Source organism: Brevibacterium sp. LAARM2_SD2 (assembly GCF_057364785.1).
Genome location: NZ_JBNFOM010000002.1, coordinates 238,113 through 264,342, shown reverse-complemented (window position 1 = coordinate 264,342; position 26,230 = coordinate 238,113). Strand labels below are relative to the sequence as shown.

24 protein-coding genes and 3 pseudogenes are annotated in these 26,230 nt (G+C 70.6%); all 27 read left to right on the top strand.

The features are described from left to right. Window positions 1-115: 115 nt before the first annotated feature. Window positions 116-886 (top strand): prepilin peptidase, encoded by a 771-nt coding sequence (locus AC2W7K_RS02545; RefSeq protein ID WP_198498890.1) that lies wholly within the window; start codon window positions 116-118, stop codon window positions 884-886. Between the two features lie 10 nt (window positions 887-896). After that, window positions 897-2,095, top strand: a pseudogene (gene aroC, locus AC2W7K_RS02540) (chorismate synthase). Continuing rightward, a complete protein-coding gene (locus AC2W7K_RS02535) occupies window positions 2,092-2,715 on the top strand; it encodes a shikimate kinase (RefSeq protein ID WP_140954958.1) in 624 nt (207 codons plus the stop codon). Before aroC ends, AC2W7K_RS02535 begins: the two are co-directional and overlap by 4 nt. After that, window positions 2,712-3,822, top strand: a pseudogene (gene aroB, locus AC2W7K_RS02530) (3-dehydroquinate synthase). The gene AC2W7K_RS02535 and the pseudogene aroB overlap by 4 nt, the downstream one beginning before the upstream one ends. A 129-nt stretch (window positions 3,823-3,951) precedes the next feature. Continuing rightward, complete coding sequence (gene efp / locus AC2W7K_RS02525) at window positions 3,952-4,512, top strand: elongation factor P (protein WP_137823958.1); 561 nt, start codon at window positions 3,952-3,954, stop codon at window positions 4,510-4,512. Next, complete coding sequence (gene nusB, locus AC2W7K_RS02520) at window positions 4,513-4,920, top strand: transcription antitermination factor NusB (RefSeq protein WP_137823959.1); 408 nt, start codon at window positions 4,513-4,515, stop codon at window positions 4,918-4,920. Window positions 4,921-5,041: 121 nt separating this feature from the next. Further along, window positions 5,042-5,593, top strand: coding sequence for a bifunctional pyr operon transcriptional regulator/uracil phosphoribosyltransferase PyrR (gene pyrR / locus AC2W7K_RS02515; RefSeq protein ID WP_198498887.1), 552 nt, complete (start codon window positions 5,042-5,044; stop codon window positions 5,591-5,593). Further along, entirely contained in the window at window positions 5,590-6,570 is a 981-nt protein-coding gene (locus AC2W7K_RS02510) for an aspartate carbamoyltransferase catalytic subunit (RefSeq protein ID WP_198498886.1), read from the top strand. The genes pyrR and AC2W7K_RS02510 overlap by 4 nt, the downstream gene beginning before the upstream one ends. Beyond that, the gene (locus tag AC2W7K_RS02505; protein ID WP_211979155.1) at window positions 6,563-7,873 is read left to right on the top strand and encodes a dihydroorotase; all 1,311 of its coding nucleotides are present in this window, start codon (window positions 6,563-6,565) and stop codon (window positions 7,871-7,873) included. Before AC2W7K_RS02510 ends, AC2W7K_RS02505 begins: the two co-directional genes overlap by 8 nt. Beyond that, a complete protein-coding gene (locus tag AC2W7K_RS02500) occupies window positions 7,858-8,352 on the top strand; it encodes a PH-like domain-containing protein (protein WP_137823963.1) in 495 nt (164 codons plus the stop codon). Before AC2W7K_RS02505 ends, AC2W7K_RS02500 begins: the two co-directional genes overlap by 16 nt. Further along, window positions 8,349-9,488 carry a glutamine-hydrolyzing carbamoyl-phosphate synthase small subunit gene (gene carA / locus AC2W7K_RS02495; protein ID WP_211979156.1) on the top strand — a complete coding sequence of 380 codons (1,140 nt, stop codon included), beginning with the start codon at window positions 8,349-8,351 and terminating at the stop codon, window positions 9,486-9,488. The genes AC2W7K_RS02500 and carA overlap by 4 nt, the downstream gene beginning before the upstream one ends. A gap of 9 nt (window positions 9,489-9,497) precedes the next feature. Next, the gene (gene carB, locus AC2W7K_RS02490) at window positions 9,498-12,773 is read left to right on the top strand and encodes a carbamoyl-phosphate synthase large subunit (RefSeq protein ID WP_344250537.1); all 3,276 of its coding nucleotides are present in this window, start codon (window positions 9,498-9,500) and stop codon (window positions 12,771-12,773) included. Further along, complete coding sequence (gene pyrF, locus AC2W7K_RS02485; protein ID WP_211979275.1) at window positions 12,773-13,654, top strand: orotidine-5'-phosphate decarboxylase; 882 nt, start codon at window positions 12,773-12,775, stop codon at window positions 13,652-13,654. Before carB ends, pyrF begins: the two co-directional genes overlap by 1 nt. 136 nt (window positions 13,655-13,790) lie before the next feature. Continuing rightward, on the top strand, window positions 13,791-14,102 hold the full coding sequence (mihF, locus tag AC2W7K_RS02480; protein ID WP_137823967.1) for an integration host factor, actinobacterial type: 312 nt from the start codon (window positions 13,791-13,793) through the stop codon (window positions 14,100-14,102). A gap of 18 nt (window positions 14,103-14,120) precedes the next feature. Then, window positions 14,121-14,684, top strand: coding sequence for a guanylate kinase (gene gmk / locus AC2W7K_RS02475; protein WP_198498883.1), 564 nt, complete (start codon window positions 14,121-14,123; stop codon window positions 14,682-14,684). After that, a complete protein-coding gene (gene rpoZ, locus AC2W7K_RS02470) occupies window positions 14,685-15,032 on the top strand; it encodes a DNA-directed RNA polymerase subunit omega (protein ID WP_198498882.1) in 348 nt (115 codons plus the stop codon). Further along, window positions 15,029-16,330, top strand: a complete 1,302-nt coding sequence (coaBC, locus tag AC2W7K_RS02465) for a bifunctional phosphopantothenoylcysteine decarboxylase/phosphopantothenate--cysteine ligase CoaBC (protein WP_211979158.1) — start codon at window positions 15,029-15,031, stop codon at window positions 16,328-16,330. The genes rpoZ and coaBC overlap by 4 nt, the downstream gene beginning before the upstream one ends. Beyond that, a pseudogene (gene metK, locus AC2W7K_RS02460) lies at window positions 16,327-17,527 on the top strand (methionine adenosyltransferase). Before coaBC ends, metK begins: the two are co-directional and overlap by 4 nt. A gap of 2 nt (window positions 17,528-17,529) precedes the next feature. Then, window positions 17,530-19,614: a primosomal protein N' family DNA-binding protein gene (locus tag AC2W7K_RS02455; RefSeq protein WP_211979160.1), complete on the top strand. Its 2,085-nt coding sequence runs from the start codon at window positions 17,530-17,532 to the stop codon at window positions 19,612-19,614. 31 nt (window positions 19,615-19,645) lie between these two features. Then, a complete protein-coding gene (locus AC2W7K_RS02450) occupies window positions 19,646-20,644 on the top strand; it encodes a methionyl-tRNA formyltransferase (protein ID WP_211979161.1) in 999 nt (332 codons plus the stop codon). A 1-nt stretch (window position 20,645) separates the two neighbouring features. Further along, window positions 20,646-22,016 (top strand): transcription antitermination factor NusB, encoded by a 1,371-nt coding sequence (locus tag AC2W7K_RS02445; protein WP_486005705.1) that lies wholly within the window; start codon window positions 20,646-20,648, stop codon window positions 22,014-22,016. A gap of 1 nt (window position 22,017) precedes the next feature. Beyond that, window positions 22,018-22,683, top strand: coding sequence for a ribulose-phosphate 3-epimerase (gene rpe, locus AC2W7K_RS02440; RefSeq protein WP_211979163.1), 666 nt, complete (start codon window positions 22,018-22,020; stop codon window positions 22,681-22,683). 24 nt (window positions 22,684-22,707) lie between these two features. Next, complete coding sequence (locus AC2W7K_RS02435; RefSeq protein WP_211979164.1) at window positions 22,708-23,385, top strand: nicotinamide mononucleotide transporter family protein; 678 nt, start codon at window positions 22,708-22,710, stop codon at window positions 23,383-23,385. Between the two features lie 45 nt (window positions 23,386-23,430). After that, a complete protein-coding gene (locus tag AC2W7K_RS02430) occupies window positions 23,431-23,694 on the top strand; it encodes a phosphoribosyl-ATP diphosphatase (RefSeq protein WP_198498874.1) in 264 nt (87 codons plus the stop codon). Window positions 23,695-23,722: 28 nt separating this feature from the next. After that, window positions 23,723-24,562, top strand: a complete 840-nt coding sequence (gene hisG / locus AC2W7K_RS02425; RefSeq protein ID WP_211979165.1) for an ATP phosphoribosyltransferase — start codon at window positions 23,723-23,725, stop codon at window positions 24,560-24,562. Beyond that, the gene (locus tag AC2W7K_RS02420; RefSeq protein WP_198498872.1) at window positions 24,543-25,004 is read left to right on the top strand and encodes a PH domain-containing protein; all 462 of its coding nucleotides are present in this window, start codon (window positions 24,543-24,545) and stop codon (window positions 25,002-25,004) included. The genes hisG and AC2W7K_RS02420 overlap by 20 nt, the downstream gene beginning before the upstream one ends. Window positions 25,005-25,006: 2 nt before the next feature. Then, window positions 25,007-26,230, top strand: a complete 1,224-nt coding sequence (locus AC2W7K_RS02415) for a CaiB/BaiF CoA transferase family protein (protein ID WP_486005704.1) — start codon at window positions 25,007-25,009, stop codon at window positions 26,228-26,230.

Genomic DNA, 26,230 nt, shown 5'->3' with positions numbered 1-26,230 from the left:
TCGCCGCTTCGTCTCTCTCGCGCGCGCGCCGGCACCCCGCTCACCGCGGGCGCAGCTGGCGGCGGTGGCCGAGGCGATGCACGGCGCGGCCGAGAAGGCCTGACCGGGGCCGCGCATGGTCGCACACGCGCTCTTCATCGCCGTCACCGCGGTCATCGCCGGCGGCCTCGCCGCCCTCCTCGTCGCGACCCCCGCCCGGTGGCTCGCCGACGACGCCGACCTCACCGCCCTCACCGGCTCCCGCGCCTTCCGGCCGAGCCTCCTCATCCTCGCAGCCGTCGCCCTCGCCGCGGTCGCCGCTGCGCTCTTCCCCATCGACCAGGCGATTCCCCACCCACCGGAATGGACGGCCCACGCGCCGGGCAGCGGCACGACGCTCACCCCACCCCACCCGACGGGGATCGACTTCGCGCTGACGAGCCTCAGCCTCGGCGCCGGAGCGGCCGCCACACCCGTCCTCCTCGTCACCGACCTCCTCATCCGCCGCCTGCCCGACCGGATCGTCTACCCGCTCATCGCCCTCCTCGGCGCCGCCTTCATCACCGGCATCCTCGTCGGGAACTCGACGCTGTGGTGGTTCGCCCTCCTCGGAGCGATCGTCGGCATCCTCCTCTTCGGCGCCATCCACCTCGTCGGACGTCTCGTGCGGAAGCCGACGATGGGACTCGGCGACGTCAAGCTCGCGTTCGTCGTCGCCGGTGTGTCCGGGCTCTTCTCCCCGTGGGCCCCGCTCGTCGTCCTCCTGTTCAGCGTGCTCATCGCCGGGGTCTGGGCGCTCATCGCCGGCCTGCGCGCCCACGACCTCAAGGCGACGACGATCCCGTTCGGTCCCGCGATGCTGTCCGGTCTGTGGCTGGGGTCGGTGGGGGCACCGTTCGTTTTGTAGAATCGGTGGAATGTTGAGATGGCTGACTGCAGGCGAATCCCACGGCGAAGCGCTGATCGGGATCATTGAGGGGCTGCCCGCCCACATCCCGATCACCAGGGACGACATCCGCGTCAACCTCGCCAGGCGCAGGCTCGGCTACGGCCGGGGCGCGCGCATGAAGTTCGAAGCCGACGAGGTCCGGATCCTCGGCGCGTCCGCCACGCGAAGACCCTCGGCTCGCCGGTGGCGATCGAGGTCGGCAACACCGAATGGCCCAAATGGGAGACGGTGATGAGCGCCGACGCCATCGACGAGTCCGACCTCGACGGTCAGGCCCGCAACGCCCCGCTCACCCGTCCGCGCCCCGGCCACGCCGACATCGTCGGGATGCAGAAGTACGGCTTCGACGAGGCCCGCCCCGTCCTCGAACGCGCCTCGGCCCGGGAGACGGCGATGCGCGTGGCGCTCGGGACCGTGGCCGCGAAGTTCCTCGGCGAACTCGGCATCACCCTCGTCTCCCACACGGTGGCGATCGGCGGCGTCGAGAACGCACCCGGCGCTGACGCCCCGCTGCCGCGCGCCAGTGACGTCGACGCCCTCGACGGCGACCCCGTCCGCAGCTTCGATCCGGCGCTGTCGACCCGGATGGTCGCGGAGATCGACGCAGCGAAGAAGGCCGGGGACACCCTCGGCGGAGTCGTCGAGGTCCTCGCCTACGACCTCCCGCCGGGCCTCGGCTCCCACGTCCACTGGGACCGCCGCCTCGACTCCCGCCTCGCCGGTGCCCTCATGGGCGTCCAGGCGATCAAGGGCGTCGAGGTCGGCGACGGCTTCCTCACCGCCGCCCGCCCCGGATCGGCCGCCCACGACGAGATCCTCGTCGGCGCCTCCGGCTACCACCGGGCGAGCAACCGCGCCGGCGGCACCGAGGGCGGCATGTCGACGGGCGAGCCGCTGCGCGTGCGCGCGGCGATGAAGCCGATCGCCACCGTGCCCCGCGCCCTGTCGACCGTCGACGTCGTCACCGGGGAGCCGGCGAAGGCCAACCACCAGCGCTCGGATGTCTGCGCCGTGCCCGCCGCCGGCGTCGTCGCCGAGGCGATGGTCGCCCTCGTCCTCGCCGAGGCGGTCGTCGAGAAATTCGGCGGCGACTCGGTGGCCGAGACGAAGCGGAACCTGGAGGGCTACCTCGCCGCCATCCCGGAGAACCTGCGCATCGGACGATGAGCGAGCACCCGCTTCCGAAACCCGTCCCGCCGCTCGAACCGGTGCCCGCCGCGCACTCGCGCATCGTGCTCACCGGGCCGCCGGCGGCGGGGAAGTCGACGATCGGCCGGCTCCTCGCCGACCGGCTGGGCCTGCCCCTGACGGACACCGACGCGAACATCGTCGACCGCCACGGCGTCATCGCCGACATCTTCGTCGAACGCGGTGAGGACCACTTCCGCCGCCTCGAACGCGAAGTCGTGCGCCGGGCGCTGCGCCGACTCCTCGACCGCCCCGGCATCGTCTCCCTCGGCGGGGGAGCGATACTCAACTCCGGGACCCGCGCGCAGCTGCTCCACCCCGCGATCAAGGTCGTCCACATCGACATCGACACCGAGACCGTGGCCCCGCGGCTCAACGCCCCGCACCGGCCGCTGCTGCGCGGGGCGGGCTCCCCGGTGGAGAACTGGCTCGCCCTCGTCGCCGAACGCGAACCCCTCTACCAGCAGGTGGCGACGTTCCGCGTCCACGCCTCGAACTCACCGCCCTCGACCGTCGTCAACCGCATCGTCGACGTCCTCACCGGCCTCCAGCGGGCCGAGGACTACGCGAAGTACCAGCAGACCAAGGAGACCCCATGACCGTGACCACCATCGACGTCGACGCCGGAGGCCGCTACCCGGTGCTCGTCGGTCAGGGACTGCTCGGGCAGCTGCGACCTGCTCGGACCCCAGGTCGAGAAGGTCCTCGTCATCCACCCCCGCGCCCTGCGCTCGACGGGCGAGGCGGTGCGCGACGACCTCGGCGCGACGGGACTCGACGCGATCGTCGCGGAGATCCCCGACGCCGAGGAGGCCAAGCACATCCAGGTCGCCGCCTTCTGCTGGCAGGTGCTCGGGCAGTCCGACTTCACCCGCACCGACGCGATCGTCACCGTCGGCGGGGGAGCGGTGAGCGACCTCGGCGGATTCGTCGCCGCGACATGGCTGCGCGGGATCCGCGTCATCCACATCCCCACGACGGTCCTCGGCATGGTCGACGCCGCGATCGGCGGGAAGACCGGGATCAACACGGCCGAGGGCAAGAACCTCGTCGGCTCCTTCCACGCCCCCGCCGGCGTCCTCGTCGACCTCGACACGCTGTCCACCCTGCCGGAGAACGAGCTCTTCACCGGGCTCGCCGAGGTGGTCAAGGCCGGCTTCATCGCCGACCCCGTCATCCTCGACCTCCTCCGCGACCACACGAAGGAGGAGATCGCCGACGTCAACGGACCCGTGCTCCGGGAACTCATCGAACGGGCGATCGCCGTGAAGGCCGAGGTCGTCGCCGACGACTTCACGGAGGCCGGGCGCCGCGAGATCCTCAACTACGGCCACACCCTCGGCCACGCGATCGAGCACAAGGAGCGCTACCAGTGGCGCCACGGCGCGGCCGTGTCCGTCGGCATGGTCTTCGCCGCCGAGGTCGCGGCGATGGTGAAGAACCTCCCCGCCGAGGTCGTCGACCTCCACCGCGAGCTGCTCACCAAGCTCGGCCTGCCCACCGGGTACCGTGCCGACGTGTGGCCGCAGCTGCTCGACACGATGAAGCGGGACAAGAAGGCCCGCGGGTCGATGCTGCGCATGGTGCTGCTGAGCGACATCGGTCAGCCCGCGACCGTCGAGATCCCCGACGTCTCCCTCCTCCACACCGCGTACCAGGAGATCGGCGAGGACTCCCCGCGCAGGCTGCTCGGGCCCGGCGCGTGAGCGACGGGGGCGCTCCCTGAGCGCGTATGACAGTGGCAGTGCGGGCTTGCTAGAATCGCTCATTGGCGAAACCGCCGCCCCCTGACACGACCGCATCGTGCGGGGCATGATGTGAAGAAGGACGGATTAGTGGCGACAACGAACGACCTGAAGAACGGCCTCGTGCTCAACCTCGACAACCAGCTGTGGCAGGTGCTGGAGTTCCAGCACGTCAAGCCCGGCAAGGGTCCCGCGTTCGTCCGCACCAAGCTCAAGCACGTGATCTCCGGCAAGATCATCGACAAGACGTTCAACGCCGGCACCAAGGTCGAGACCGCCAACGTCGACCGCCGTGACATGCAGTACCTCTACCACGACGGCTCCGACTACGTCTTCATGGACGCCAAGGACTACGACCAGGTGACCATTCCGGCGAGCCTCGTCGCCGACGCCGCGAACTACATGCTCGAGAACCAGGAGCTCCAGGTCTCCTTCCACGACGGCACCCCGCTGTCGGTCGAGCTCCCGGCCTCCGTCGAGCTGACGATCTCCCACACCGAACCGGGCCTCCAGGGCGACCGCTCGACCGGCGGATCGAAGCCCGCGACCCTGGAGACCGGCTATGAGATCCAGGTCCCGCTCTTCCTCGAAGAGGGCACGAAGATCAAGGTCGACACCCGCACGGGTGACTACCTCGGCCGCGTCAAGTAAGTGGGAGCACGCACCCGGGCCCGACGCCGGGCCCTCGAGCTCCTCTTCGAAGCGGGGCAGCGGGGACTCGACATCGACGAGGTCGTGGCCATGCGGTCGAACGACCCCGACTACCCGATGAAGGCGTACGCCGTCGAGATCGTCGACGGCGTGAAGTCCCACCGCGAGGAGATCGACGAGATCATCTCCACCTACTCGGAGGGCTGGACGATCGACCGGATGCCGGCCGTCGACCGGGCGCTGCTCGAGATCGGCACGTGGGAGATCCTCTTCAACGACGAGGTTCCCGACACCGCCGCGATCGACGAGGCGAAGATGCTCGCGAAGCAGTTCTCGACCGACGACTCCCCGGGCTTCGTCTCGGGTCTGCTCTCGCGCATCCTCGACGTCAAACCGACGCTGACGTGAGTCGCTGCGCCCGCACTCGCCGGGCGCAGCGGACCCACCGCTCGGGCCGGCGCAGGCGCGCGCTAGACTGAGCACACCACGCTCCTTTAACCACCGTCCCGAGAGGCGGAGAAGGGCAGATATGACTGAGCGAACAGTGCTCGATGCCGCAGACATGCGGCGGGCGATGACCCGCATCGCCCACGAGATCATCGAAGGCAACAAGGGCACCGACGATCTCGTCCTCCTCGGCATTCCCCGCCGCGGAGTGCCCCTGGCCACCCGCCTCGGTGAGCTCATCGCCGACATCTCCGACCGTCCGCAGGGCGCTCCGGGACTCGTCGGCAGCCTCGACATCACGATGTATCGCGATGACCTGCGCTCGAACGCCTACCGGGCACCGGCCCCCACCGACATCCCCGGGGAGGGCATCGACGGGACCACCGTCGTCCTCGTCGACGACGTCCTCTTCTCGGGCCGGACGATCCGGGCCGCCCTCGACGCGCTCTCGGACCTCGGCCGCCCCGCCAAGGTGCGTCTGGCCGTCCTCGTCGACCGCGGCCACCGGGACCTGCCGATCCGCGCCGACCACGTCGGCAAGAACCTCCCCACCTCGAGCAGCGAACGCGTCAACGTCTCGCTCGCCGAGATCGACGGAACCGACGCCGTGACGATCTCCGGAGGCCGCGAATGAAGCACCTCCTCGACACCGCGTCGCTGACCCGCGAGGACGCCGTCGCGATCCTCGACATCGCCGAGGAGATGGCGCAGGTCGGTGAGCGCGAGGTGAAGAAGCTGCCCGTGCTGCGCGGCCGCACCGTCGTCAACCTCTTCTTCGAGGACTCGACCCGCACCCGGCTCTCCTTCGAAGCCGCCGCGAAGCGCCTGTCCGCCGACGTCCTCAACTTCTCCGCGAAGGGCTCCTCGGTGTCGAAGGGCGAGAGCCTCCAGGACACCGTCCAGACGATCTCCGCGATGGGCGCCGACGCGATCGTCGTCCGCCACTCCGCCGCCGGCACCGCGCAGCGCCTCGCCGACACCGGCTGGATCGACGTCCCCGTCGTCAACGCCGGGGACGGCACCCACGAACACCCCACACAGGCCCTGCTCGACGCCTTCACCCTGCGCCGGGCGCTGGGCGGCTTCCCCGCCTCGGGGGCGGTCAAGGACGGACCCCGCGGGAAGGGCCTCGACGGCGCCACCGTGGCGATCGTCGGCGACATCCTCCACTCCCGGGTGGCCCGGTCGAACGTCCACCTGCTCGACCGCCTCGGCGCCGACGTCCACCTCATCGCCCCGCCCACGCTCCTGCCCTGGGGCGCGGAGACGTGGCCGGTGACGATCCACTACGACCTCGACGAGGCGATCGCCGGCCAGGACTTCGACGCGGTGATGATGCTGCGCGTCCAGCACGAGCGGATGCACGAGTCGTTCTTCCCCAACGCCCGCGAGTACGCGCGCCTGTGGGGACTGAGCGAGGCCCGCCTGTGGGCCCTGCCGGAGTCGGCCTTCATCATGCACCCCGGGCCGATGAACCGGGGCTTCGAGATCTCCGCGGCCGCCGCGGACTCACCCCGCGCCCTCGTCCTCGACCAGGTCGAGAACGGTGTGAGCGTGCGCATGGCGGTGCTCTACCGTCTGCTGACCGGTCAGGAGGAGACCATTGACTGACTACCTCATCCAGGGCGCCGACGTGCTCGGCCGCGGCCCAGCCGACATCGCGATCGCCGACGGCGCGTTCGTCGACCCCGACCTCCTCGGGCCCGACCCCGAGGTCATCGACGCCACCGGACTCATCGCCCTGCCCGGCCTCGTCGACATGCACACCCACCTGCGCGAACCCGGCAAGGAGGACGCGGAGACGGTGCTCACCGGCTCCCGGTCCGCCGCCGCCGGCGGGTACACGTGCGTCCACGCGATGGCGAACACCGCCCCCGTGGCCGACACCGCCGGCGTCGTCGAACAGGTCCACCGGCTGGGTCGCAGCGCCGGCTTCACCGAGGTCGTGCCCATCGGCGCCGTGACCATCGGGCTCGAGGGCAGGCAGCTCGCCGAACTCGGCGCGATGGCCCGCTCGGAGGCCCGCGTGCGGATCTTCTCCGACGACGGGATCTGCGTCTCCGACCCGCTGCTCATGCGCCGGGCCCTCGAATACGTCAAGACCTTCGACGGCGTCATCGCCCAGCACGCGCAGGAGCCCCGGCTCACCGAGGGCGCGCAGATGAACGAGGGCGTGGTCTCGGCCGAACTCGGCCTGCCCGGCTGGCCCGCGGTCGCCGAGGAGTCGATCATCGCCCGTGACGTGCTGCTGGCCGAACACGTCGGCTCCCGCCTCCACATCTGCCACGTCTCGACCGCCGGCAGCGTCGACATCGTCCGCTGGGCGAAGTCGCGAGGAGTCCGGGTCACCGCCGAGGTCACACCGCATCACCTCATGCTCACCGACGAACTCGTGCGCACCTTCGACCCCGTCTACAAGGTCAACCCGCCGCTGCGCGCGCAGCGCGACGTCACGGCCCTGCGGGAGGCGCTGGCCGACGGCACGATCGACGTCATCGGCACCGACCACGCCCCGCACACCGCCGAACACAAGTGCAGCGAATGGTCGGCCGCGGCCATGGGCATGGTCGGCATGGAGACCGCCCTGCCCATCGTCGTCGAGGCGATGCGCGACTACGACTTCGACTTCGGCGACATCGCCCGGGTGATGTCCCAGGCCCCCGCCCGGATCACCGGCGCCACCGGCCACGGCAGCCTCGAGACGGGTGCGAGCGCGAACCTCGTGCTCATCGACCCGAACGCCCCGCACACGATCGTCCCGGCCGACCACGCGACGAAGGGCAGGAACAACCCCTTCGCCGGTCTCGAGGTCGCCACCGCGATCACCGACACGTTCTTCTACGGGCACCGCGTGCTCGCAGACGGCGAACTCACCACCCCCCATCCGGCAGGAGCGTCATGGACCGAACAGTGAGCGTCCTCATCATCGCAGGCATCCTCCTCCTCATCCTCCTCGCCCTGACCTGGGGCTGGTCGCGGCGCAAGAGCCGACAGACCGACGTCGCCGCCCCCGTCAAGCCGGGCCTCGGCATCACCCCGATCGCCGACCCCGTGGCCGGTTCGTACGTCTCGACGACGACGGCCGGCAACCCGCTCGACCGCGTCGCCGTCCACGGCCTGGGCATCCGCACCAGCGGCGAGCTCGTCGTCACCGACGCCGGGGTCATCATGGACCTCGCCGGGCGGGAGGACTTCATCATCCCGCGCTCCGACATCGTCTCCGTCGACACCACCTCGGGGATGATCGGGAAGTTCGTCGAACGCGGCGGCATCGTCCGCATCACCTGGAGGCTCGGGGAGACCCTCGTCGACACGGGCTTCCGCGCCCGGTACTCCGCCGACACCGCCCCCACCGTCAACCGCATCCGAGAGATGATCGTAGAGGCACCATGAGACTGTCCACCACCCCCGCCGTCCTCGTGCTCGAAGACGGCCGCACGTTCACCGGATCCGCCTACGGCGCGATCGGCCAGACCGTCGGCGAAGCCGTGTTCGTCACCGCGATGTCCGGCTACCAGGAGACCCTGACCGATCCGTCGTACCACCGGCAGATCATCATCCAGACCGCACCCCACATCGGCAACACCGGCGTCAATGCCGCCGACGACGAGTCCCGCCGCTTCTGGGCCGCCGGCTACGTCGTCCGCGACGCCTCCCGCGTCTCGTCGAACTGGCGCAGCGAGGGCGACCTCGACGAGCGGCTCAAGTCCGAGGGCATCGTCGGCATCAGCGACGTCGACACCCGGGCGCTCACCCTCCACCTGCGGGACAAGGGAGCGATGCGGATGGGGATCTTCTCCGGTCCCGCCGCCGAGCTCGACCCGACCGTCATGCTCGAGACGGTCCTCGAGACCCCGCGGATGGCCGGGGCCCGACTCGCCGAGGAGGTCAGCGTCTCCGCACCCGAGTTCGTGCCCGCTGTCGGCGAAGCGAAGTTCAGCGTCGCTGCCGTCGACCTCGGCATCAAGGCGATGACCCCGCAGCGACTGGCCGAGCGCGGCATCGACGTCCACGTCCTGCCCGCCTCGGTGAGCTTCGCCGAGATCGAGGCCCTCGGCGTCGACGGGGTGTTCTTCTCCAACGGTCCCGGCGATCCCGCGACCGCCGACGACCAGGTCGAGCTGCTGCGGCAGGTGCTCGCCGCACGGATCCCGTTCTTCGGCATCTGCTTCGGCAATCAGCTGCTCGGCCGGGCCCTGGGTTTCGGCACGTTCAAGCTGCCCTTCGGCCACCGCGGCATCAACGTCCCCGTCATCGACCGGACGACCGAGAAGGTCGAGATCACCGCCCAGAACCACGGCTTCGCCGTCGACGCCCCGCTCGAGGGGGAGACCACGGCCCCGGCGGACCCGGACTTCGGCCGCGTCGCCGTGTCCCACGTGTGCCTCAACGACGACGTCGTCGAGGGACTCCAGTGCCTCGACATCCCCGCGTTCTCCGTCCAATTCCACCCCGAGGCAGCGGCCGGGCCCCACGATTCGAGCTACCTGTTCGATCGGTTCGTCGACCTCATGTCCGCCCGCGCCTAAGGAGACCCCATGCCACTGAGAAGCGATATCGAATCCGTCCTCGTCATCGGCTCCGGTCCCATCGTCATCGGACAGGCCTGCGAGTTCGACTACTCCGGCACCCAGGCGTGCCGTGTGCTCCGGTCCGAGGGCCTGCGCGTCATCCTCATCAACTCGAACCCCGCGACGATCATGACCGACCCCGACGTCGCCGACGCCACCTACGTCGAACCGATCGACCCCGACATCATCGAGTCGATCATCGCCAAGGAGCGCCCCGACGCCCTCCTGCCGACCCTCGGCGGGCAGACCGCGCTCAACGCCGCGATCGCCCTCCACGACGCCGGCACGCTCGAGAAGTACGGCGTCGAGCTCATCGGCGCCGACGTCGACGCGATCCAGCGCGGTGAGGACCGCCAGAAGTTCAAGGACATCGTCGAGGAATGCGGCGCCGAGGTGGCCCGCTCCGTCATCTGCCACACCCTCGACGAGGCGCTGACCGGGGCCGAAGAGCTCGGCTACCCGCTCGTCGTCCGTCCCTCCTTCACGATGGGCGGCCTCGGGTCGGGCATGGCCTACGACGAGACGGATCTGCGCCGCATCGCCGGTGCCGGGCTCTCGGACTCCCTGACGACCGAGGTCCTCCTCGAGGAGTCGATCCTCGGCTGGAAGGAGTACGAGCTCGAGCTCATGCGCGACCACAAGGACAACGTCGTCGTCGTGTGCTCGATCGAGAACGTCGACCCCGTCGGCGTCCACACCGGTGACTCGATCACCGTCGCCCCCTCGCTGACGCTCACCGACCGCGAATACCAGACGATGCGCGACATCGGCATCGACATCATCCGCGCCGTCGGCGTCGACACCGGCGGCTGCAACATCCAGTTCGCCGTCGACCCGGCCACCGGTCGCATCGTCGTCATCGAGATGAACCCGCGGGTCTCCCGGTCCTCGGCGCTGGCGTCGAAGGCCACGGGCTTCCCGATCGCGAAGATGGCGGCCAAGCTCGCCGTCGGCTACTCCCTCGACGAGATCCCCAACGACATCACGAAGGTCACCCCGGCGAGCTTCGAGCCGACCCTCGACTACGTCGTCGTCAAGATCCCGCGCTTCACCTTCGAGAAGTTCCCCGCCGCCGACCCGACCCTGACGACGACGATGAAATCCGTCGGCGAGGTCATGGCGCTGGGCCGCAACTTCACGACCGCCCTGCAGAAGGCGATGCGCTCGATGGAGCAGAAGGGCTCCTCGTTCGACTGGTCGGACCTGCCCGACATCAGCGACGACGAGGTGCGCGAGGCCCTCCTCGAACGGATCGCCCACCCCACCGCCGACCGCATCCACTCCGTCCAGCGCGGGCTCGCCGCGGGCCTGACGAACGCCGAGGTCCACGAGGCCTGCGGGATCGACCCGTGGTTCCTCGACCAGATCGAGCTCATCAACGAGGTCGCGCAGTTCATCGCCGACGCCGACGAGCTCGACTCCGAGGTGCTCAGGGTCGCGAAGAACCACGGGTTCTCCGACGAGCAGATCGCCGGGCTGCGCAGCCTCACCACCGAGGTCGTCACCGGCATCCGCCACGCCCTGCGCATCCGCCCCGTCTTCAAGACCGTCGACACGTGCGCGGGAGAGTTCGAAGCGCACACCCCGTACCACTACTCGAGCTACGACGCGGAGACCGAGGTCGCCCCGCGGGAGCGCCCCGCCGTCCTCATCCTCGGGTCGGGTCCGAACCGGATCGGACAGGGCATCGAGTTCGACTACTCGTGCGTCCACGCGACGATGGCGATCGGGGAGGCCGGCTTCGAGACCGTCATGGTCAACTGCAACCCCGAGACCGTCTCGACCGACTACGACACCGCCGACCGCCTCTACTTCGAACCGCTGACGTTCGAAGACGTCATGGAGGTCTACCACGCGGAGCTCGCCGCCGGCCCCGTCGCCGGCGTCGTGTGCACCCTCGGCGGGCAGACCCCGCTCGGGCTCGCCGACCAGCTCAAGGCGGCGGGCGTGCCGGTGCTCGGCACCCAGCCCGAGGCGATCGACCTCGCCGAGGACCGGGGCGAATTCGGCGCCGTCCTCGACCGGGCGGGACTGACCGCGCCCAAGCACGGCACCGCCGTCACCGCCGCCCAGGCCGCGGCGATCGCCGCGGAGATCGGCTACCCCGTGCTCGTGCGCCCCTCCTACGTCCTCGGCGGCCGCGGCATGCAGATCGTCTACGACCGCACGCAGCTGCTCGACTACATGGCCACCGCCACCGAGGTCTCCGTCGACCGGCCCGTCCTCGTCGACCGGTTCCTCGAGGACGCCATCGAGATCGACGTCGACGCCCTCTACGACGGTGAGGACATCTTCATCGGCGGCATCATGGAGCACATCGAGGAGGCCGGCATCCACTCCGGCGACTCCGCGTGCGTGCTGCCCTCGCTCACCCTCGGCGAGGACGTCCTCGACCGCGTCCGGCAGGCCACCCGCGCGATCGCCGAAGGCGTGAGCGTCCGCGGCCTGCTCAACATCCAGTTCGCGATCACCGCCGACGTCCTCTACGTCATCGAAGCCAACCCGCGCGCCTCGCGCACCGTGCCGTTCGTCTCGAAGGCGACGTCGACGCAGCTGGCGAAGGCAGCCGCGCTCATCGCCGTGGGCCGGACCATCGCCGACCTGCGCGGCGATCTGCTGCCGGAGACCGGCGACGGCTCGACCCTGCCGCTCGAGCACCCGATCGCCGTCAAGGAGGCCGTGCTGCCGTTCCGCCGGTTCCGGACCGTCGAGGGCAAGGTCGTCGACTCGATCCTCGGCCCTGAGATGCGCTCGACCGGCGAGGTCATGGGCATCGACCACGACTTCCCGACGGCGTTCGCCAAGGGCCAGCTCGGCGCCTCGATCAAGCTGCCCACCTCGGGCACGGTGTTCGTCTCCGTCGCCGACCGCGACAAGCGGGCGATGGTCCTGCCGGTCAAGGAGCTCGTCGACCTCGGCTTCGACGTCGTCGCGACGACGGGCACGGCTGCCGTGCTCTCCCGCTACGGCATCGCGACCTCCCAGGTCCACAAGCACTTCGAGGCCGACGCCGAGGACCGCACGGTCCTCGACTACCTCGCCGCCGGGACGATCGACATGGTCATCAACGTGCCCTCCGGCCGTCAGGAGCGCGCCGACGGCTACGAGATCCGCGCCGCGGCGACCGCGAACTCGGTGCCGCTCATCACGACGATCGCCGAATTCGCCGCCGCCGTGACCTCGCTCCACGTCGTCCGCGACAAGACCTTCGGCGTGCGCAGCCTCCAGGACTGGAGCGCGTGATGTTCTCCACCCGGCTCACCGCGGCGATGGCCGCCCACGGTCCCGTGTGCGTGGGCATCGACCCCCACGACCATCTCCTTCAGACGTGGGGGCTGCCGCGGAGCGCCGCCGGCGTCCGGGAGTTCGGGCTGCGCACCGTTGAGGCGCTCGCGGGGACGGTCGCCGCGGTCAAACCGCAGGCCGCGTTCTTCGAGCGCTTCGGCTCCGCCGGCGTCGCCGCCCTCGAGGACACCCTCGCGGCGTGCCGGGAGCAGGGGCTGCTGACGATCCTCGACGTCAAGCGCGGGGACATCGGCTCGACGATGGCCGGCTACGCCGAGGCCCATCTGCTCCCGGACTCACCCCTGTCCGCCGACGCCATCACGGTCTCGCCCTACCTCGGCGTCGGAGCCCTGGCCGCCGCGTTCGACCTCGCCGCGGCCCACGATCGGGGCCTCTTCGTCCTCGCGCTCACCTCGAACCCCGAGGGCGCGGACGTCCAGCACGCCCGCACCGGTGCCGAGGCCCCTGGCTTCGGCGACTCCGTCGCCGGGTCCGTGGCCGCCGCCGTCGCCGCCCGCAATGCCGAGCTCACCGGGGGAGCGGGTGAGCTCGGCCCCTTCGGCCTCGTCGTCGGGGCGACGATCGGATCGGCCGCACGGGACCTCGGCTTCGACCCGAGCGCCTGCGGGGGACCGCTCCTCACCCCGGGCGTCGGGGCGCAGGGGGCCGGCCGGGACGAACTCCTCGACGTCTTCGGGCCCGAGGCGCTCGCACGACACCAGGTCGTCGTCGCCGTCTCCCGGGCCGTGCTCGCCGCCGGACCGGCCGGTCTCGCGGAGGCGGCCCGCAGCCTCAACGCGTCCCTGACGGCACCCCCGCCGGTGTCCGCCGGGCGCTGAGCGGCTCCCTGCGGCCTACCGCACAGTAGGGCCGGGGCGCGGATTTTCTTCCCTGCGCTGTGTCGGTTGTCATGGTTTGTGTTTTAGACTGAAGCAACTTCCCTACCTGCCCGTTCATGGTGACAGAGGAGATAATGTGGCACTCGAACCATTGACCCCGCAACAGCGTTCGGCCGCTCTTGACAAAGCGTTCAAGGCTCGACAGGTGCGCGCCGAGGTGAAGTCGGCCCTCAAGAGCGGTGAGACCGATCTTGCGGCAGTGCTCAAGAAGGCAGGGAAGGACGAAGCACTCGCGAAGATGCGCGTGCTCGACCTCCTCCGGTCGCTGCCCGGAGTGGGCGATCGCCGGGCCGAAGCGGCGATGGAAGAGGTCGGGATCGCCTCATCGCGGCGCATCAAGGGCCTCGGCGTGCACCAGAAGAACGCCCTGTTGGAGAAATACTCCTGAGTGTGACACTTTAGATCTGTGAACACTCGACTCACCGTTCTCGCGGGACCCACCGCAGTCGGAAAAGGCACCATCAGCTCCTATATCAGACAGCACCACCCCGAGATCTGGTTCTCGGTGTCTGCGACGACGCGGCCCCGGCGCCCCGGTGAGATCGACGGTGTTCATTATCACTTCGTCTCCGACGACGAGTTCGACGGGCTCATCTCCCGCGACGAGATGCTCGAGTACGCCGTCGTCCACGGCCGCCACCGCTACGGCACCCCGTCGGGGCCCGTGCGGCAGCACCTCGCCGAAGGCATCCCCTCCCTGCTCGAGATCGACCTGCAGGGGGCGCGCCAGGTCAAGGCGAAGATGCCCGACGCCCTCTTCGTCTTCCTCGCCCCGCCGACCTGGGACGAACTCGTCTGCCGGCTCACCGGGCGCGGCACCGAGAGCGCCGAGGAGCAGGCGAGGCGGCTGACCACGGCGCGGGCCGAACTCGCCGCCGAATCCGAGTTCGACGTCACCATCGTCAACGACAGTGTTCGCACTGCGGCAGAAGAACTCATACAATTGATGGGTATATCCACACTCGATTAGATGGGACACCCCTTGCCTGCTCAGCCCGAAGGCATCACCAATCCGCCGATCGACGAACTCCTCACCGTCACCGGCTCGAAGTACGAACTCGTGTCCGTCGCCGCTCAGCGTGCGCGCCAGATCAACTCCTACTACGCACAGCTGCAGGAGGGTCTGCTCGAGAACGTCGGACCGCTCGTCACCCCGGAACCCCACGAGAAGCCCTTGTCGATCGCCCTGCGCGAGATCAACGAGGGCAAGATCGTCTCCCGTGAGATCAGCGAAGCCGACTTCGCGACGACGACCGTCGAGGAGACCGCCGAGGCGCCCGTGAACACCGACGGCGCGATCGACTTCAGCGACCAGTGAGAATCGTCCTCGGAGTCGCCGGTGGGATCGCCGCCTACAAATCGGCGCACGTCATCCGGCGCCTCCGGGAGCTCGGGCACACCGTCACGGTCGTGCCCACCGCCGACGCCCTGAAGTTCGTCGGCGCCCCGACCTTCGAAGCGCTGTCGGGACAGCCCGTGACCACCGACGTCTTCGACGAGGTCGACAAGGTCAACCATGTGCGCATCGGCCATGAGGCCGAGCTCCTCATCGTCGCCCCGGCCACGGCGAACACGATCGCGAAGATCGCCGCCGGCCTCGCCGACGACCTGCTCACCGCCTCGGTGCTCACGACGACGGCGCCGATCGTCGTGGCGCCTGCGATGCACACGGAGATGTGGCACAACCACGCGACCGTGGCGAACATCGCGACGCTGCGCGAGCGCGGTGTCCACGTCCTCGACCCCGCCGTCGGCCGTCTCACCGGACCCGACTCCGGACCGGGGCGCCTGCCCGAACCCGAGGAGATCGTCGCCTTCGCCCTCGCCGCGGCCCAGGCCGATACGACCGAGGCCGGCACGACTGAGACCGCCGCTGCCCAGGCCGGCACGGCAGGCACCGACTCCACGGGCCCCCTGAGCGGCAGGCGCGTCGTCGTCAGCGCCGGCGGCACCCGAGAGGCGCTCGACCCCGTCCGGTTCCTCGGCAACCGCTCCTCGGGCAAACAGGGCATCGCGCTGGCCCGCGCCGCGTTCGCCGCCGGCGCGCAGGTCGAACTCGTCGCCGCGCACGTCGACTCCGGACTGCTCGCCGACCTGCCTGCCGGCATCACCGTGACCCCGATCGAATCGACCCTCGACCTCCAGGCCGCGATGGCCACGGCGGCCGAGCACGCCGACATCATCATCATGGCCGCCGCCGTCGCCGACTTCCGGCCGGCCCGGCTCGCCGATGCGAAGCTCAAGAAGTCCGGGGACGAGGGGATGAGCATCGAACTCGTCCAGAACCCCGACGTCCTCGCCGGGCTCGTCGCCGACCGCCGACCCGGCCAGTTCATCGTCGGCTTCGCCGCCGAGACCGGCGACGCCGCCCACACCGCACACGAGTACGCCGAGGCGAAGTTCCGTCGCAAGGGCGCCGACCTCCTCGTCTTCAACGACGTCTCCGCCGACCGCGCCTTCGGCCACGACGTCACCGAGGTCGTCATCCTCGCCGCCGGGGACGGTGGCTCCGACGTCGTCGACGCGGCGACGCTGGCGGGCACGAAGGACGATGTTGCGCAAAAGGTCGTTGCCGAAATCGCCCGCCGCACCACCCCAGTAGAATCGACGCCGTGAGTACATCCGAACTGCGCTACTTCTCCTCCGAATCCGTCACCGAAGGCCACCCCGACAAGATCTGCGATCAGATCAGCGACGCCGTGCTCGACGACCTCCTCTCCAAGGACCCGAACGCGAAGGTCGCCGTCGAGACGATGGTGACGACCGGGCTCGTCCACGTCGCCGGTGAGGTCAACACCGACGCGTACGCCGATGTCGCCGGCATCGTCCGCAGCCTCATCACCGGCATCGGCTACGACTCCTCGGACACCGGCTTCGACGGCCATTCGTGCGGTGTGTCGGTCTCGATCGGCAGCCAGTCTCTCGACATCCACTCCGGGGTGACGAACCCGCTCGACTTCCGCGAGGCGCTCGAGACCGACCACGGCTCGTCGCTGGGCGCCGGGGACCAGGGTCTGATGTTCGGCTACGCCGACAACGCGACCGACGTCCTCATGCCCCTGCCCATCCACCTCGCCTCCCGGATGGCCGAGAAGCTCAGCGCCGTCCGCAAGTCCGGGGAGCTGTCCTACCTCCGCCCCGACGGCAAGACCCAGCTGACGATCGGCTACGACGGGGACACCGCGGTCTCGCTCGAGAACATCGTCGTCTCCACCCAGCATGCCGCCGACATCTCCCAGGACCAGCTCAAGGCTGACATCGAGGAGTTCGTCGTCGGCCGATCGCCGAGGCCTCGGGACTCGACCGCGGCAATGAGAAGATCCACATCAATCCCGCCGGCCCTTCGTCACCGGCGGCCCGATGGGCGATGCGGGACTGACGGGGCGCAAGATCATCGTCGACACCTACGGCGGCTTCTCCCGCCACGGCGGCGGCGCGTTCTCCGGCAAGGACCCCTCGAAGGTCGACCGCTCGGCTGCCTACGCGATGCGCTGGGTGGCGAAGAACATCGTCGCCGCGGGACTCGCCGACCGCGCCGAGGTCCAGGTCTCCTACGCGATCGGCCGGGTCGACCCGATGGGCCTCTACGTCGAGACCTTCGGCACCGAGAAGGTCGACCCCGCGGCGATCACCAAGGCCATCCGCGAGGTCTTCGACCTGCGCCCGGCGATGATCATCCGCGAACTCGACCTGCTCCGCCCGATCTACTCGCAGACCTCGACGTACGGTCACTTCGGCCGTGAGCTGCCCGACTTCACGTGGGAGAGGACCGACCGCGCCGACGACCTGCTGCGCGCCGTGTCCGCGCACTGAGAGTGGACGAGCCCCTTCCCATCGCGACCGGCACCACCGCTGTGGGGCAGGTGCCGCTCGCCCCGGACGCGCCCGTCGCCCGCGTCCTCGTCGACCACCCGGTCCCGCATCTCGCGCGCGCCTTCGACTACGCCGTCCCGGAGAAGCTCGCCGAGGCGGCGCAGCCGGGGGTGCGGGTGCGCGTGAAGTTCGCCGGCCGGCTCCGTGACGGGTTCATCCTCGAACGCGCGGACGAGAGCGACCACATCGGTCCGCTCGCCGTCATCGAGCGGATCACAAGCCCGCTGCCCGTGCTCACCCCCGCCCTCCTCGAACTCTGCGAGGCCGTCGCCACCCGGTACGCGGGCACCCTGCCCGATGTGCTCCGGCTCGCGATCCCACCCCGCCACGCCCGCGCCGAGAAGGCCGTGCTCCGCGCGATCGAGCGGCGGCAGATGGGGGAGACCGGCGGCAAGACCGCAGGCGACGAGCCCGGCCGGGACGATCCCGGCCGAGACGAGGACGCCCCCGAGGAGCCCCCGATCGTCGACGCCCTCGGCGAGTGGGTCATCGAGGCCGGCACCGAGGTCACCGACGGCGATCCCGGCACCGCCGGGTCCGACCGCGCCCGCCTCGCGCTCACCTTCACTCCCGGCACCACCCCCGGCCTCGGGTGGATCACCGCGGGACTGCGCGCCGCGCGGGCCGCTCTGGCCCGGGGTGCCGCCGTGCTCTGGCTCGTCCCCGACCACCGGGAGATCGCGGTGCTCTCGGCAGCGCTCGAGGCCGAGATCGCCCGCGGCGGGCAGATCACCGAGTACACCGCCCTCCACGCCGACCAGTCACCGGAGCAGCGGTGGGCGGCGTGGCTGCGTGGCCTCCTCGGCGACACCCGCCTGATCATCGGCACTCGCGCCGCCGCCTTCGCCCCGCTCGCCGACCTCGGCGTCATCATCTGCCTCGACGACGCGAACCAGAACTACCTCGACCAGCACGCCCCCTACCCGCACGCGCGGGAGGTCAGCCTGCTCCGGTCGAACCTCGAGGAGACCGGTCTCCTCTTCGCCTCGACCGACCGCAGCGCCGAGGTCGAGCGGCTCGTCGAGATCGGGTGGCTGCGCGACATCAGCCCCGCTGCCGCGGCCCGCCGCAGCTCCTCACCGCTCGTCGTCGTCCCCGACGAGGAGCGCGACCCCTACGCGTGGCAGCGGATCCCCACCCGGGCGTGGGACATCATGCGCGCGGCGCTCAAGCCCCGGGACGGGAGCGCGCCCGGCCCCGTCCTCGTCCAGGTCCCCCGCGGCGGGTACTACCCGGTGTTCGCGTGCGCGCGATGCCAGGAGACGGCCCGCTGCCCGGTGTGCGAATCGCCGCTGTCGACCCAGTCCGAGGTCGGGCCCTTCGCGTGTCGGACGTGCGGGTACCACTCCGAGACCTTCACGTGCGCGCGCTGCCGCTCCCACCAGGTGCGCTCTATCGTGCGCGGACGCACCCGCACCGTCGAGGAGCTGGTCAAGGCGCTGCCGGGCATCGAGATCGTCGAATCCGGGGGAGACGACATCCCCGTCGCCCTCGACTTCGCCCCCCGCGTCGTCGTCGCGACGACCGGCGCCGAACCCTACGCGATCGGCGGCTACGCCGCGGGGATCCTCCTCGACACCCTGTGGCCGGGCCCGTGGATGCGGGCGAGCGACGAAGGGGTGCGGCGGCGGATGCGGGCGGCCTCCCTCGTCCGCTCGCGCACCGACGGGGGAGTCGTCTACCTCGGTGATGCCGATGAGACGATCCGCGGGGCGCTGACGACCTTCGACCCCGCCGTGACGATGACGCGGTCGCTGGCCGACCGCCGGGAGCTCGGGTTCCCGCCGTACCGCCGGATCGTCGAACTCACCGGTCCCGGCACCGACATCGACGCCGTGCTCGCCGAGGTGCCGGAGCTCACCGAACTCATCCGCGACGACGACGAGGACGGTCAGCGCGTCGTCGCCGCCTTCCCGATCGCCGCCGGCCCCCACATCGGCACGCGCCTGGCCGAGACGACGGCGGCGCGCTCGGCGAAGAAGCTGCCGCAGGTGCGGGTGCGCATCGACGATCCCCGGTCGCTCTGAGCCCGGCGCCCACGACGTACAATCTCTTTCTGTGGATATCGTCTTCGCCGGCACCCCGGAGGTCGCCGTTCCCGCGCTCGAGGCGCTCGTCGCCTCCGACCACACGGTCCGCGCGGTGCTCACCCGTCCCGACGCCCCGGTCGGCCGCAAGCGCGTCCTCACCCCCTCACCCGTCAAGGCCCGGGCGCTCGAGCTCGGACTGCCCGTCATCGAAGCCGATCGTCTGCGCGGGGACGTCATCGGGCAGCTGCGGGAGATCGGCGCCGATGCCGTCGCCGTCGTCGCCTACGGCGCGATCGCCGGACCCGCAGCGCTGTCGACGGCGCGACTCGGCTGGTTCAACCTCCACTTCTCGCTCCTGCCCGCCCACCGCGGGGCCGCCCCGATCCAGCGCGCCCTCATCGCGGGGGAGACGACGAGCGGGGTGAGCGTCTTCCGGATCGACACCGGCATGGACACCGGCGATGTCGTGCGCACCCGCACCCTGCCGCTCGATCAGGACGACGCCGCCGCGGCACTGGCCGCCTACGCCGCGGTCGGGGCCGGCGAACTCGTCGCCGCGTTCGACGATCTCGCCGCCGGCACCGCGGACTTCACCCCGCAGGACGCGCTCATCGCCGCAGGCGCTCAGCCGAGCCATGCCGAGAAGATCACCGCCGCCGACGCCCACCTCGACCTCACCCGCCCCGGTGCCGAGGTCGTCGCCCGCTCCCGCGGGGTCAGCCCCGCACCGGGACCGTGGGTGACGGTCGACGGGAAGCGGACGAAGCTCTTCGGCCTCACCCCGGTGGGAGGCGACGCCGCCCCGACTCCGGCCCCGACCGCCTCGGCGGAGGTCGGCCTGCTCACCTCCCACGACGGTGCCGCCGTGCTCGGGGTCGGGGACGGCTGGCTGCGCGTGAGCGAGATCCAGCCCTTCGGCAAACCCCGCATGAGCGCGGCCGACTATCTGCGCGGACACGGCGAGGTCCGCATCGACGCCGCCGCACCGGCCGACGCCGGCCGCGCCACGACGAGCAAGGAGGCCTGAGATGGCCCAGAAGCCCAACCTGCCCCGCCGGCTCGCGTGGGAGGTGCTCACCGACGTCGACACGAAGGACGCGTACGCGAACCTCCTGCTGCCGGCGAAGATCGCCCGCACGCACCTGAACCCCCAGGACGCCGCGTTCGCCACCGAACTCACGTACGGCACCCTGCGCGGACAGGAGTTCTACGACGCCGTCATCGCCCACGCCGCCGGTCGACCGGTCACGCAGATCGACCCCGAACCGCTCGCGGCGATGCGGATGGGCGCCCACCAGATCCTCGCGATGCGCGTGCCCGACCACGCCGCGCTCTCCGAGACCGTCGGAGTCGTCAAATACGCGGCCCCGAAGACCGCGGGCTTCGTCAACGCGGTGCTGCGCCGGGTCTCCGAGGCCGACCGGCAGACCTGGCTCGACCGGGTCGCAGGGGCGCTCGGAGACCGCCCGGCAGGCGATCGCCAGCTCGCATCCCGAATGGATCGTCCGGGCGCTCACCCAGGCGCTCAAGGGCCACGGCCGCGACGCCGGCGAACTCGATGCGCTGCTCACCGCCGACAACACTCCGGCCCAGGTCGCCGTCACCGCCCTGCCGGGACTCCTCGACCGCAGCGCGCTGCCCGGCACCCCGACCCCGCTCTCGCCGCTCGGCGTCCACCTCGAGACGGCCGTGCCCAAGGACATCCCCGCCGTCGCCGACGGTCGCGCCCGCGTCCAGGACGAAGGCTCCGCCCTCGTCGCCCTCGCACTCGCCGAGCGGCCGCCCCGGACGGGACGTGGGCCGACCTCTGCGCGGGCCCCGGCGGGAAGGCCGCTGTCCTCGCCGCCCGCGCCCGCACCGAGGGCGAGTCCCTCGACGCGTTCGACTCGAGCCCGCACCGGGCCTCCCTCGTCGAGACCTCGACCCAGGCGCTCGACAACGTCACCGTCGGCGTCGCCGATGCCCGAGACGCCGAGGGCCCGTACGCGAAGATCCTCGTCGACGTCCCCTGCACCGGCCTCGGTGCGCTGCGGCGCCGGCCCGAGGCCCGGTACCGGCGCAGCCCCGACGACGTCAACGCCCTGGCCGCGCTCCAGCGGGAGATCCTCGCCTCCGCCCTCGACGCGGCGGCGCCTGGCGGCGTCGTCGCCTACTCGACGTGCTCACCTCACTATGCGGAGACCGTCCTCGTCGTCGACGACGTCCTCCGCCGGCGGCGGAAGGAGACCGGCGACGACGTGGAGATCCTCGACACCCCGGCCGTGCTCGCCGCTGTCACCGGCGCCGAGGCCGACTCCTTCGCCTCGGTCAGCCGCGGCGACGGCCGCTACGCGCAGCTGTGGCCCCACGTCCACGACACCGACGGAATGTTCCTGGCCCTGCTGAAGAAGGCGAACTGATATGGCGATCGAGATCAACCCGAGCATCCTCTCCTCCGATTTCTCCGACCTCCGCGGGGAGCTTGAGAAGATCGCGACGGCGGACATGGCCCACATCGACGTCATGGACAACCACTTCGTGCCCAATCTCACCTTCGGCCCGCCCGTCGTCGAGCGGATCCAGGCGATCAGCCCGATCCCGCTCGACGCGCACCTCATGATCGCCGACGCCGACCGCAACGCGCCCGTGTACGCGGAGCTCGGGTGCGCCTCGGTGACCTTCCACGCCGAGGCGGCCGCGGCCCCCGTGCGACTGGCCAGGGAGCTGCGGCGGCTGGGGGCGAAGGCGAGCCTCGCGCTCAAGCCCGCGACCCCGATCGAGCCCTACATCGACCTCCTGCCCGAATTCGACCAGATCCTCATCATGACCGTCGAACCCGGCTTCGGCGGGCAGAAATTCCTCGACGTGTGCCTGCCGAAGATCGCCCGCACCCGGGAGGCGATCTCCGCCTCCGGACTCGAGATCAGGCTGCAGGTCGACGGCGGCGTCTCCGCCGCGACCGTCGAGCGCGTCGTCGACGCCGGTGCCGACGTCCTCGTCGCCGGGTCCGCCGTCTACAGCGCCGAGGATGCGGCCGCGGCGATCGCCGAGCTCCGCAGCCTCGCCTCCGCCTCCCACACCCACTGACCGACCCGCGATCCGAGGCACATCATGGAATTCCTCTCCTGGCTCAACACCCCGGCCTTCGAGCTGCTCGGCAAACCCGTGCCGTACTCGGATCTCTTCGGCAACATCTGCGCGCTGGCCACCGTCGTCCTCGCCCTCAAGCGGAACATCCTCTCCTGGCCGGTGCAGATCCTCGGGTCGATCCTCCTCTTCTCCGCCTCGCTCTCGGCCGGTCTCGGCGGCAATGCCTCCCGCCAGGTCGTCATCATCGTCGCCGCCGTCTGGGGATGGACGCAGTGGCGGAAGTCGCAGGAGGTCAAGGGCGAGGTCGTCGTCCGGTGGGCGACGTGGAAGGAGCGGATCGGGCTCATCGCCGCCCTCGTCATCGGCACCGCCGTCTTCGGGTACATCCTCTCCGTCGGCGGCTGGTCGTGGAACCCCTACCCCGACGCCTACATCTTCATCGGCTCCCTCGTGGCGATGTACGCCCAGGGACGGGCGATCGTCGAGTTCTGGTTCGTCTGGCTCGCCGTCGACCTCGTCGGCATCCCGCTGGCCGTGGCCGGGGGACTCGTCTTCTCCGGCGCCGTCTACCTCATCTTCCTCGTCATGGTCGTCATCGGCTTCCTCGACTGGTCGAAGCGCTCGAAGCAGACGATCTCCGCCCCGCACACCGGTGCGACCGACATCACCCGCGGCCCGGATGCCGCGTCCGGGACCTGAGACCCCGGTCAGGGCACGCAGCGGCGATGGTCTACCCTGGATCACGTGAAGACCTTCGACTCTCTCTACGCTGAACTCCTCGCCAAGTCCCTCGACCGGCCCGCCGGATCGAAGACCGTCGCCGAACTCGACGCGGGAGTCCATGCGATCGGGAAGAAGATCGTCGAGGAGGCCGCCGAGGTGTGGATGGCCGCGGAGTACGAGACGCCGGACGAGCTCGCCGAGGAGATCTCCCAGCTGCTCTACCATCTCCAGGTGCTCATGATCGCCAAGGACTTAAGCCTCGACGACGTCAACGCCCACCTGTGACCTTCCTCTCCTCCTCGCAAAGGACGCCATGCTGCGTGTAGCCGTGCCCAACAAGGGCATCCTCTCCGAAGCCGCCACCGACATGCTCAGCGAAGCCGGGTACTCGACCCGGCGCGGATCGAAGACCCTCGTCCACCGGGACGAGACGAACGGGGTCGAGTTCTTCTACCTGCGCCCCCGCGACATCGCCGTCTACGTCGGCTCCGGCATCCTCGACGCCGGGATCACCGGTCGCGACCTCCTCCTCGAATCCCAGGCGAAGGCCCAGGAGGTCATCGGCCTCGGCTTCGGGAACTCCCGCTTCTTCTACGCCGGGGAGCGCGGCCGCTACGACAGCGTCGACGAACTCGCCGGCAAGCGGATCGCCACGAGCTTCCCGCATCTCGTCCAGACCGACCTCGACGCCCGGGGCATCACGGCCGAGACCGTCCAGCTCGACGGCGCCATCGAGGTCTCGATCCAGCTCGGCGTCGCCGATGCCGTCGCCGACGTCGTCGAGACCGGCAGCACCCTGCGGGCGGCGGGCCTCGAGACCTTCGGGGAGCCGATGCTCGAGTCCGAAGCCGTCCTCGTCCAGCGCGACGGCGCCGACGCCTCGATCGAGGTGCTCAAGCGCCGCCTCGAATCCGTCATGGTCGCCCGCCAGTACGTGCTCGTCGACTACAACATCGAAGAGCGCCTCGTGCCCGAGGCGATCAGCCTGACCCCGGGACTCGAATCGCCGACGGTCTCCCCGCTGCAGGAGACCGGCTGGGTGGCCGTGCGGGTCATGGTCGAGGCGAAGTCCGTGAACAACGTCATGGACCGCCTCTACGCGGTCGGTGCGCGCGCGATCCTGGTGACGAACATTGGCGCCTGCCGCATCTGAGTTCGCCGTCTTCCGGCCCCGGCGGGTCCGCGTGCTCGGCTTCGTCGGCGCGGCCGTCGTCTTCGTCGGCTTCGCGGTGCTCTCCGTCGCCCTCCTCGTCGTCGACTGGCGGCCGTGGACGTGGTTCGACGTCGTGTGGATGAACCTCCTCGGCGTCCTCTTCGCAGCCGCCCTCCTGCGGGTCGGCAGCATCGAGGCCCGCCCCGACGAGGCGGGGCTGACGGTGCGCAACATCGTGCGCACCCGCCGGTTCGGCTGGGGGCAGATCCTCGGGGTGACGTTCTCGACGTACGGCGACGACCCGTGGGCGATCCTCGACCTCGCCGACGGTTCGACGTGCGCGGTCATGGCCGTCCAGCACGCCGACGGCCCCCGCGCCTACGACGAGGTCGCCCGACTGCGTAAGCTCGTGACCACATGGACCACATATGAGGAGGACTAGGCATGTTCGACGACGCACCGGCCACAGGTGAGGGGCCGCTGAGCGGGTACACCGTCATCGATCTCTCCCGCGCCCTCGCGGGTCCGCACGCGGGAATGATGTTCGGCGACCTCGGCGCCCGGGTCATCAAGGTCGAGAACCCCGGCCGCGGCGACGACTCCCGCTCGTGGGGTCCGCCCTTCGTCGGTCCCGCCGACGATCCGCAGGCGACGTACTTCCTCTCCGCGAACCGGAACAAGGAGTCGATCGCCCTCGACCTCAAATCCGAGACCGGCAAGGACACGCTGCGGGCGCTCATCGCCCGCGCCGACGTCCTCATCGAGAACTTCCGCACCGGCGTCCTCGACCGCCTCGGGTTCTCCCCGGCCACGTGCCTGGAGATCAACCCGCGCCTCGTCATCCTCTCGATCACCGGCTTCGGCCACGACGGGCCGGAGGCCGCCCGCGCCGGCTACGACCAGATCGCCCAGGGCGAAGCGGGACTGATGTCCCTGACCGGGTCCGGGCCTGAGGACATGCAGCGGGTGGGCGTGCCGATCGCCGACCTGCTCGCCGGCATCTACGGCTCCTACGGGGTGCTCGCCGCCCTGCTCGAGCGCGAGCGCACCGGGCGCGGGAAGATCGTGCGCACCTCGCTCATCGCCGGCATGGTCGGCGTCCACGCGTTCCAGGGAACCCGGGCCACCGTGGCCGGGGAGAACCCGCAGCCCGGCGGCAACCACCACCCGTCCCTGTCCCCGTACGGCCTCTTCGCCTCCCAGGACGGGGCCGTGCAGATCTCCGTGGGCAACGAGAGCCTCTGGCAGAAGTTCGCCGCGGCCTTCGACATCGACCCGGCCACCCCGGGCATGGCCGACAACGCCGAGCGCGTGGCCAACCGCCCGGCCGTCATCGCCCTCATCGAATCCCGCTTCGCCGACTTCACGTCCGCGCAGCTGCTCGAGAAGCTCAGCGCCGCGGGCATCCCCGCCGGCACGGTGCGCACCCTCGCCGAGGTCTACGACTGGGAGCAGGCGCTGAGCCAGGGGCTCAAGGTCTCCGTCGACCACCCCGTGCTCGGCGACATCGACCTGCCCGGACCCCCGCTGCGGTTCTTCGACACGGGAGCCGACGGGGAGGTCGAGACGACGAAGACGACGCACGAGGCCCCGCCGCTGCTCGATGAGGACGCCGAGGCGATCGCGGCGTGGCTCACCGGCGAGTCGGCGCCCGAGGGCGGGGACTGA

Coding starts and splice junctions, on each gene's coding strand:
- carA (WP_211979156.1), top strand. CDS start 8,349: ATGAGACTGTCCACCACCCCCGCCGTCCTCGTGCTCGAAGACGGCCGC.
- rpoZ (WP_198498882.1), top strand. CDS start 14,685: ATGGGACACCCCTTGCCTGCTCAGCCCGAAGGCATCACCAATCCGCCG.
- AC2W7K_RS02445 (WP_486005705.1), top strand. CDS start 20,646: ATGGCCCAGAAGCCCAACCTGCCCCGCCGGCTCGCGTGGGAGGTGCTC.
- AC2W7K_RS02535 (WP_140954958.1), top strand. CDS start 2,092: ATGAGCGAGCACCCGCTTCCGAAACCCGTCCCGCCGCTCGAACCGGTG.
- pyrF (WP_211979275.1), top strand. CDS start 12,773: ATGTTCTCCACCCGGCTCACCGCGGCGATGGCCGCCCACGGTCCCGTG.
- pyrR (WP_198498887.1), top strand. CDS start 5,042: ATGACTGAGCGAACAGTGCTCGATGCCGCAGACATGCGGCGGGCGATG.
- hisG (WP_211979165.1), top strand. CDS start 23,723: ATGCTGCGTGTAGCCGTGCCCAACAAGGGCATCCTCTCCGAAGCCGCC.
- rpe (WP_211979163.1), top strand. CDS start 22,018: ATGGCGATCGAGATCAACCCGAGCATCCTCTCCTCCGATTTCTCCGAC.
- AC2W7K_RS02500 (WP_137823963.1), top strand. CDS start 7,858: ATGGACCGAACAGTGAGCGTCCTCATCATCGCAGGCATCCTCCTCCTC.
- AC2W7K_RS02435 (WP_211979164.1), top strand. CDS start 22,708: ATGGAATTCCTCTCCTGGCTCAACACCCCGGCCTTCGAGCTGCTCGGC.
- carB (WP_344250537.1), top strand. CDS start 9,498: ATGCCACTGAGAAGCGATATCGAATCCGTCCTCGTCATCGGCTCCGGT.
- AC2W7K_RS02545 (WP_198498890.1), top strand. CDS start 116: ATGGTCGCACACGCGCTCTTCATCGCCGTCACCGCGGTCATCGCCGGC.
- AC2W7K_RS02415 (WP_486005704.1), top strand. CDS start 25,007: ATGTTCGACGACGCACCGGCCACAGGTGAGGGGCCGCTGAGCGGGTAC.
- AC2W7K_RS02510 (WP_198498886.1), top strand. CDS start 5,590: ATGAAGCACCTCCTCGACACCGCGTCGCTGACCCGCGAGGACGCCGTC.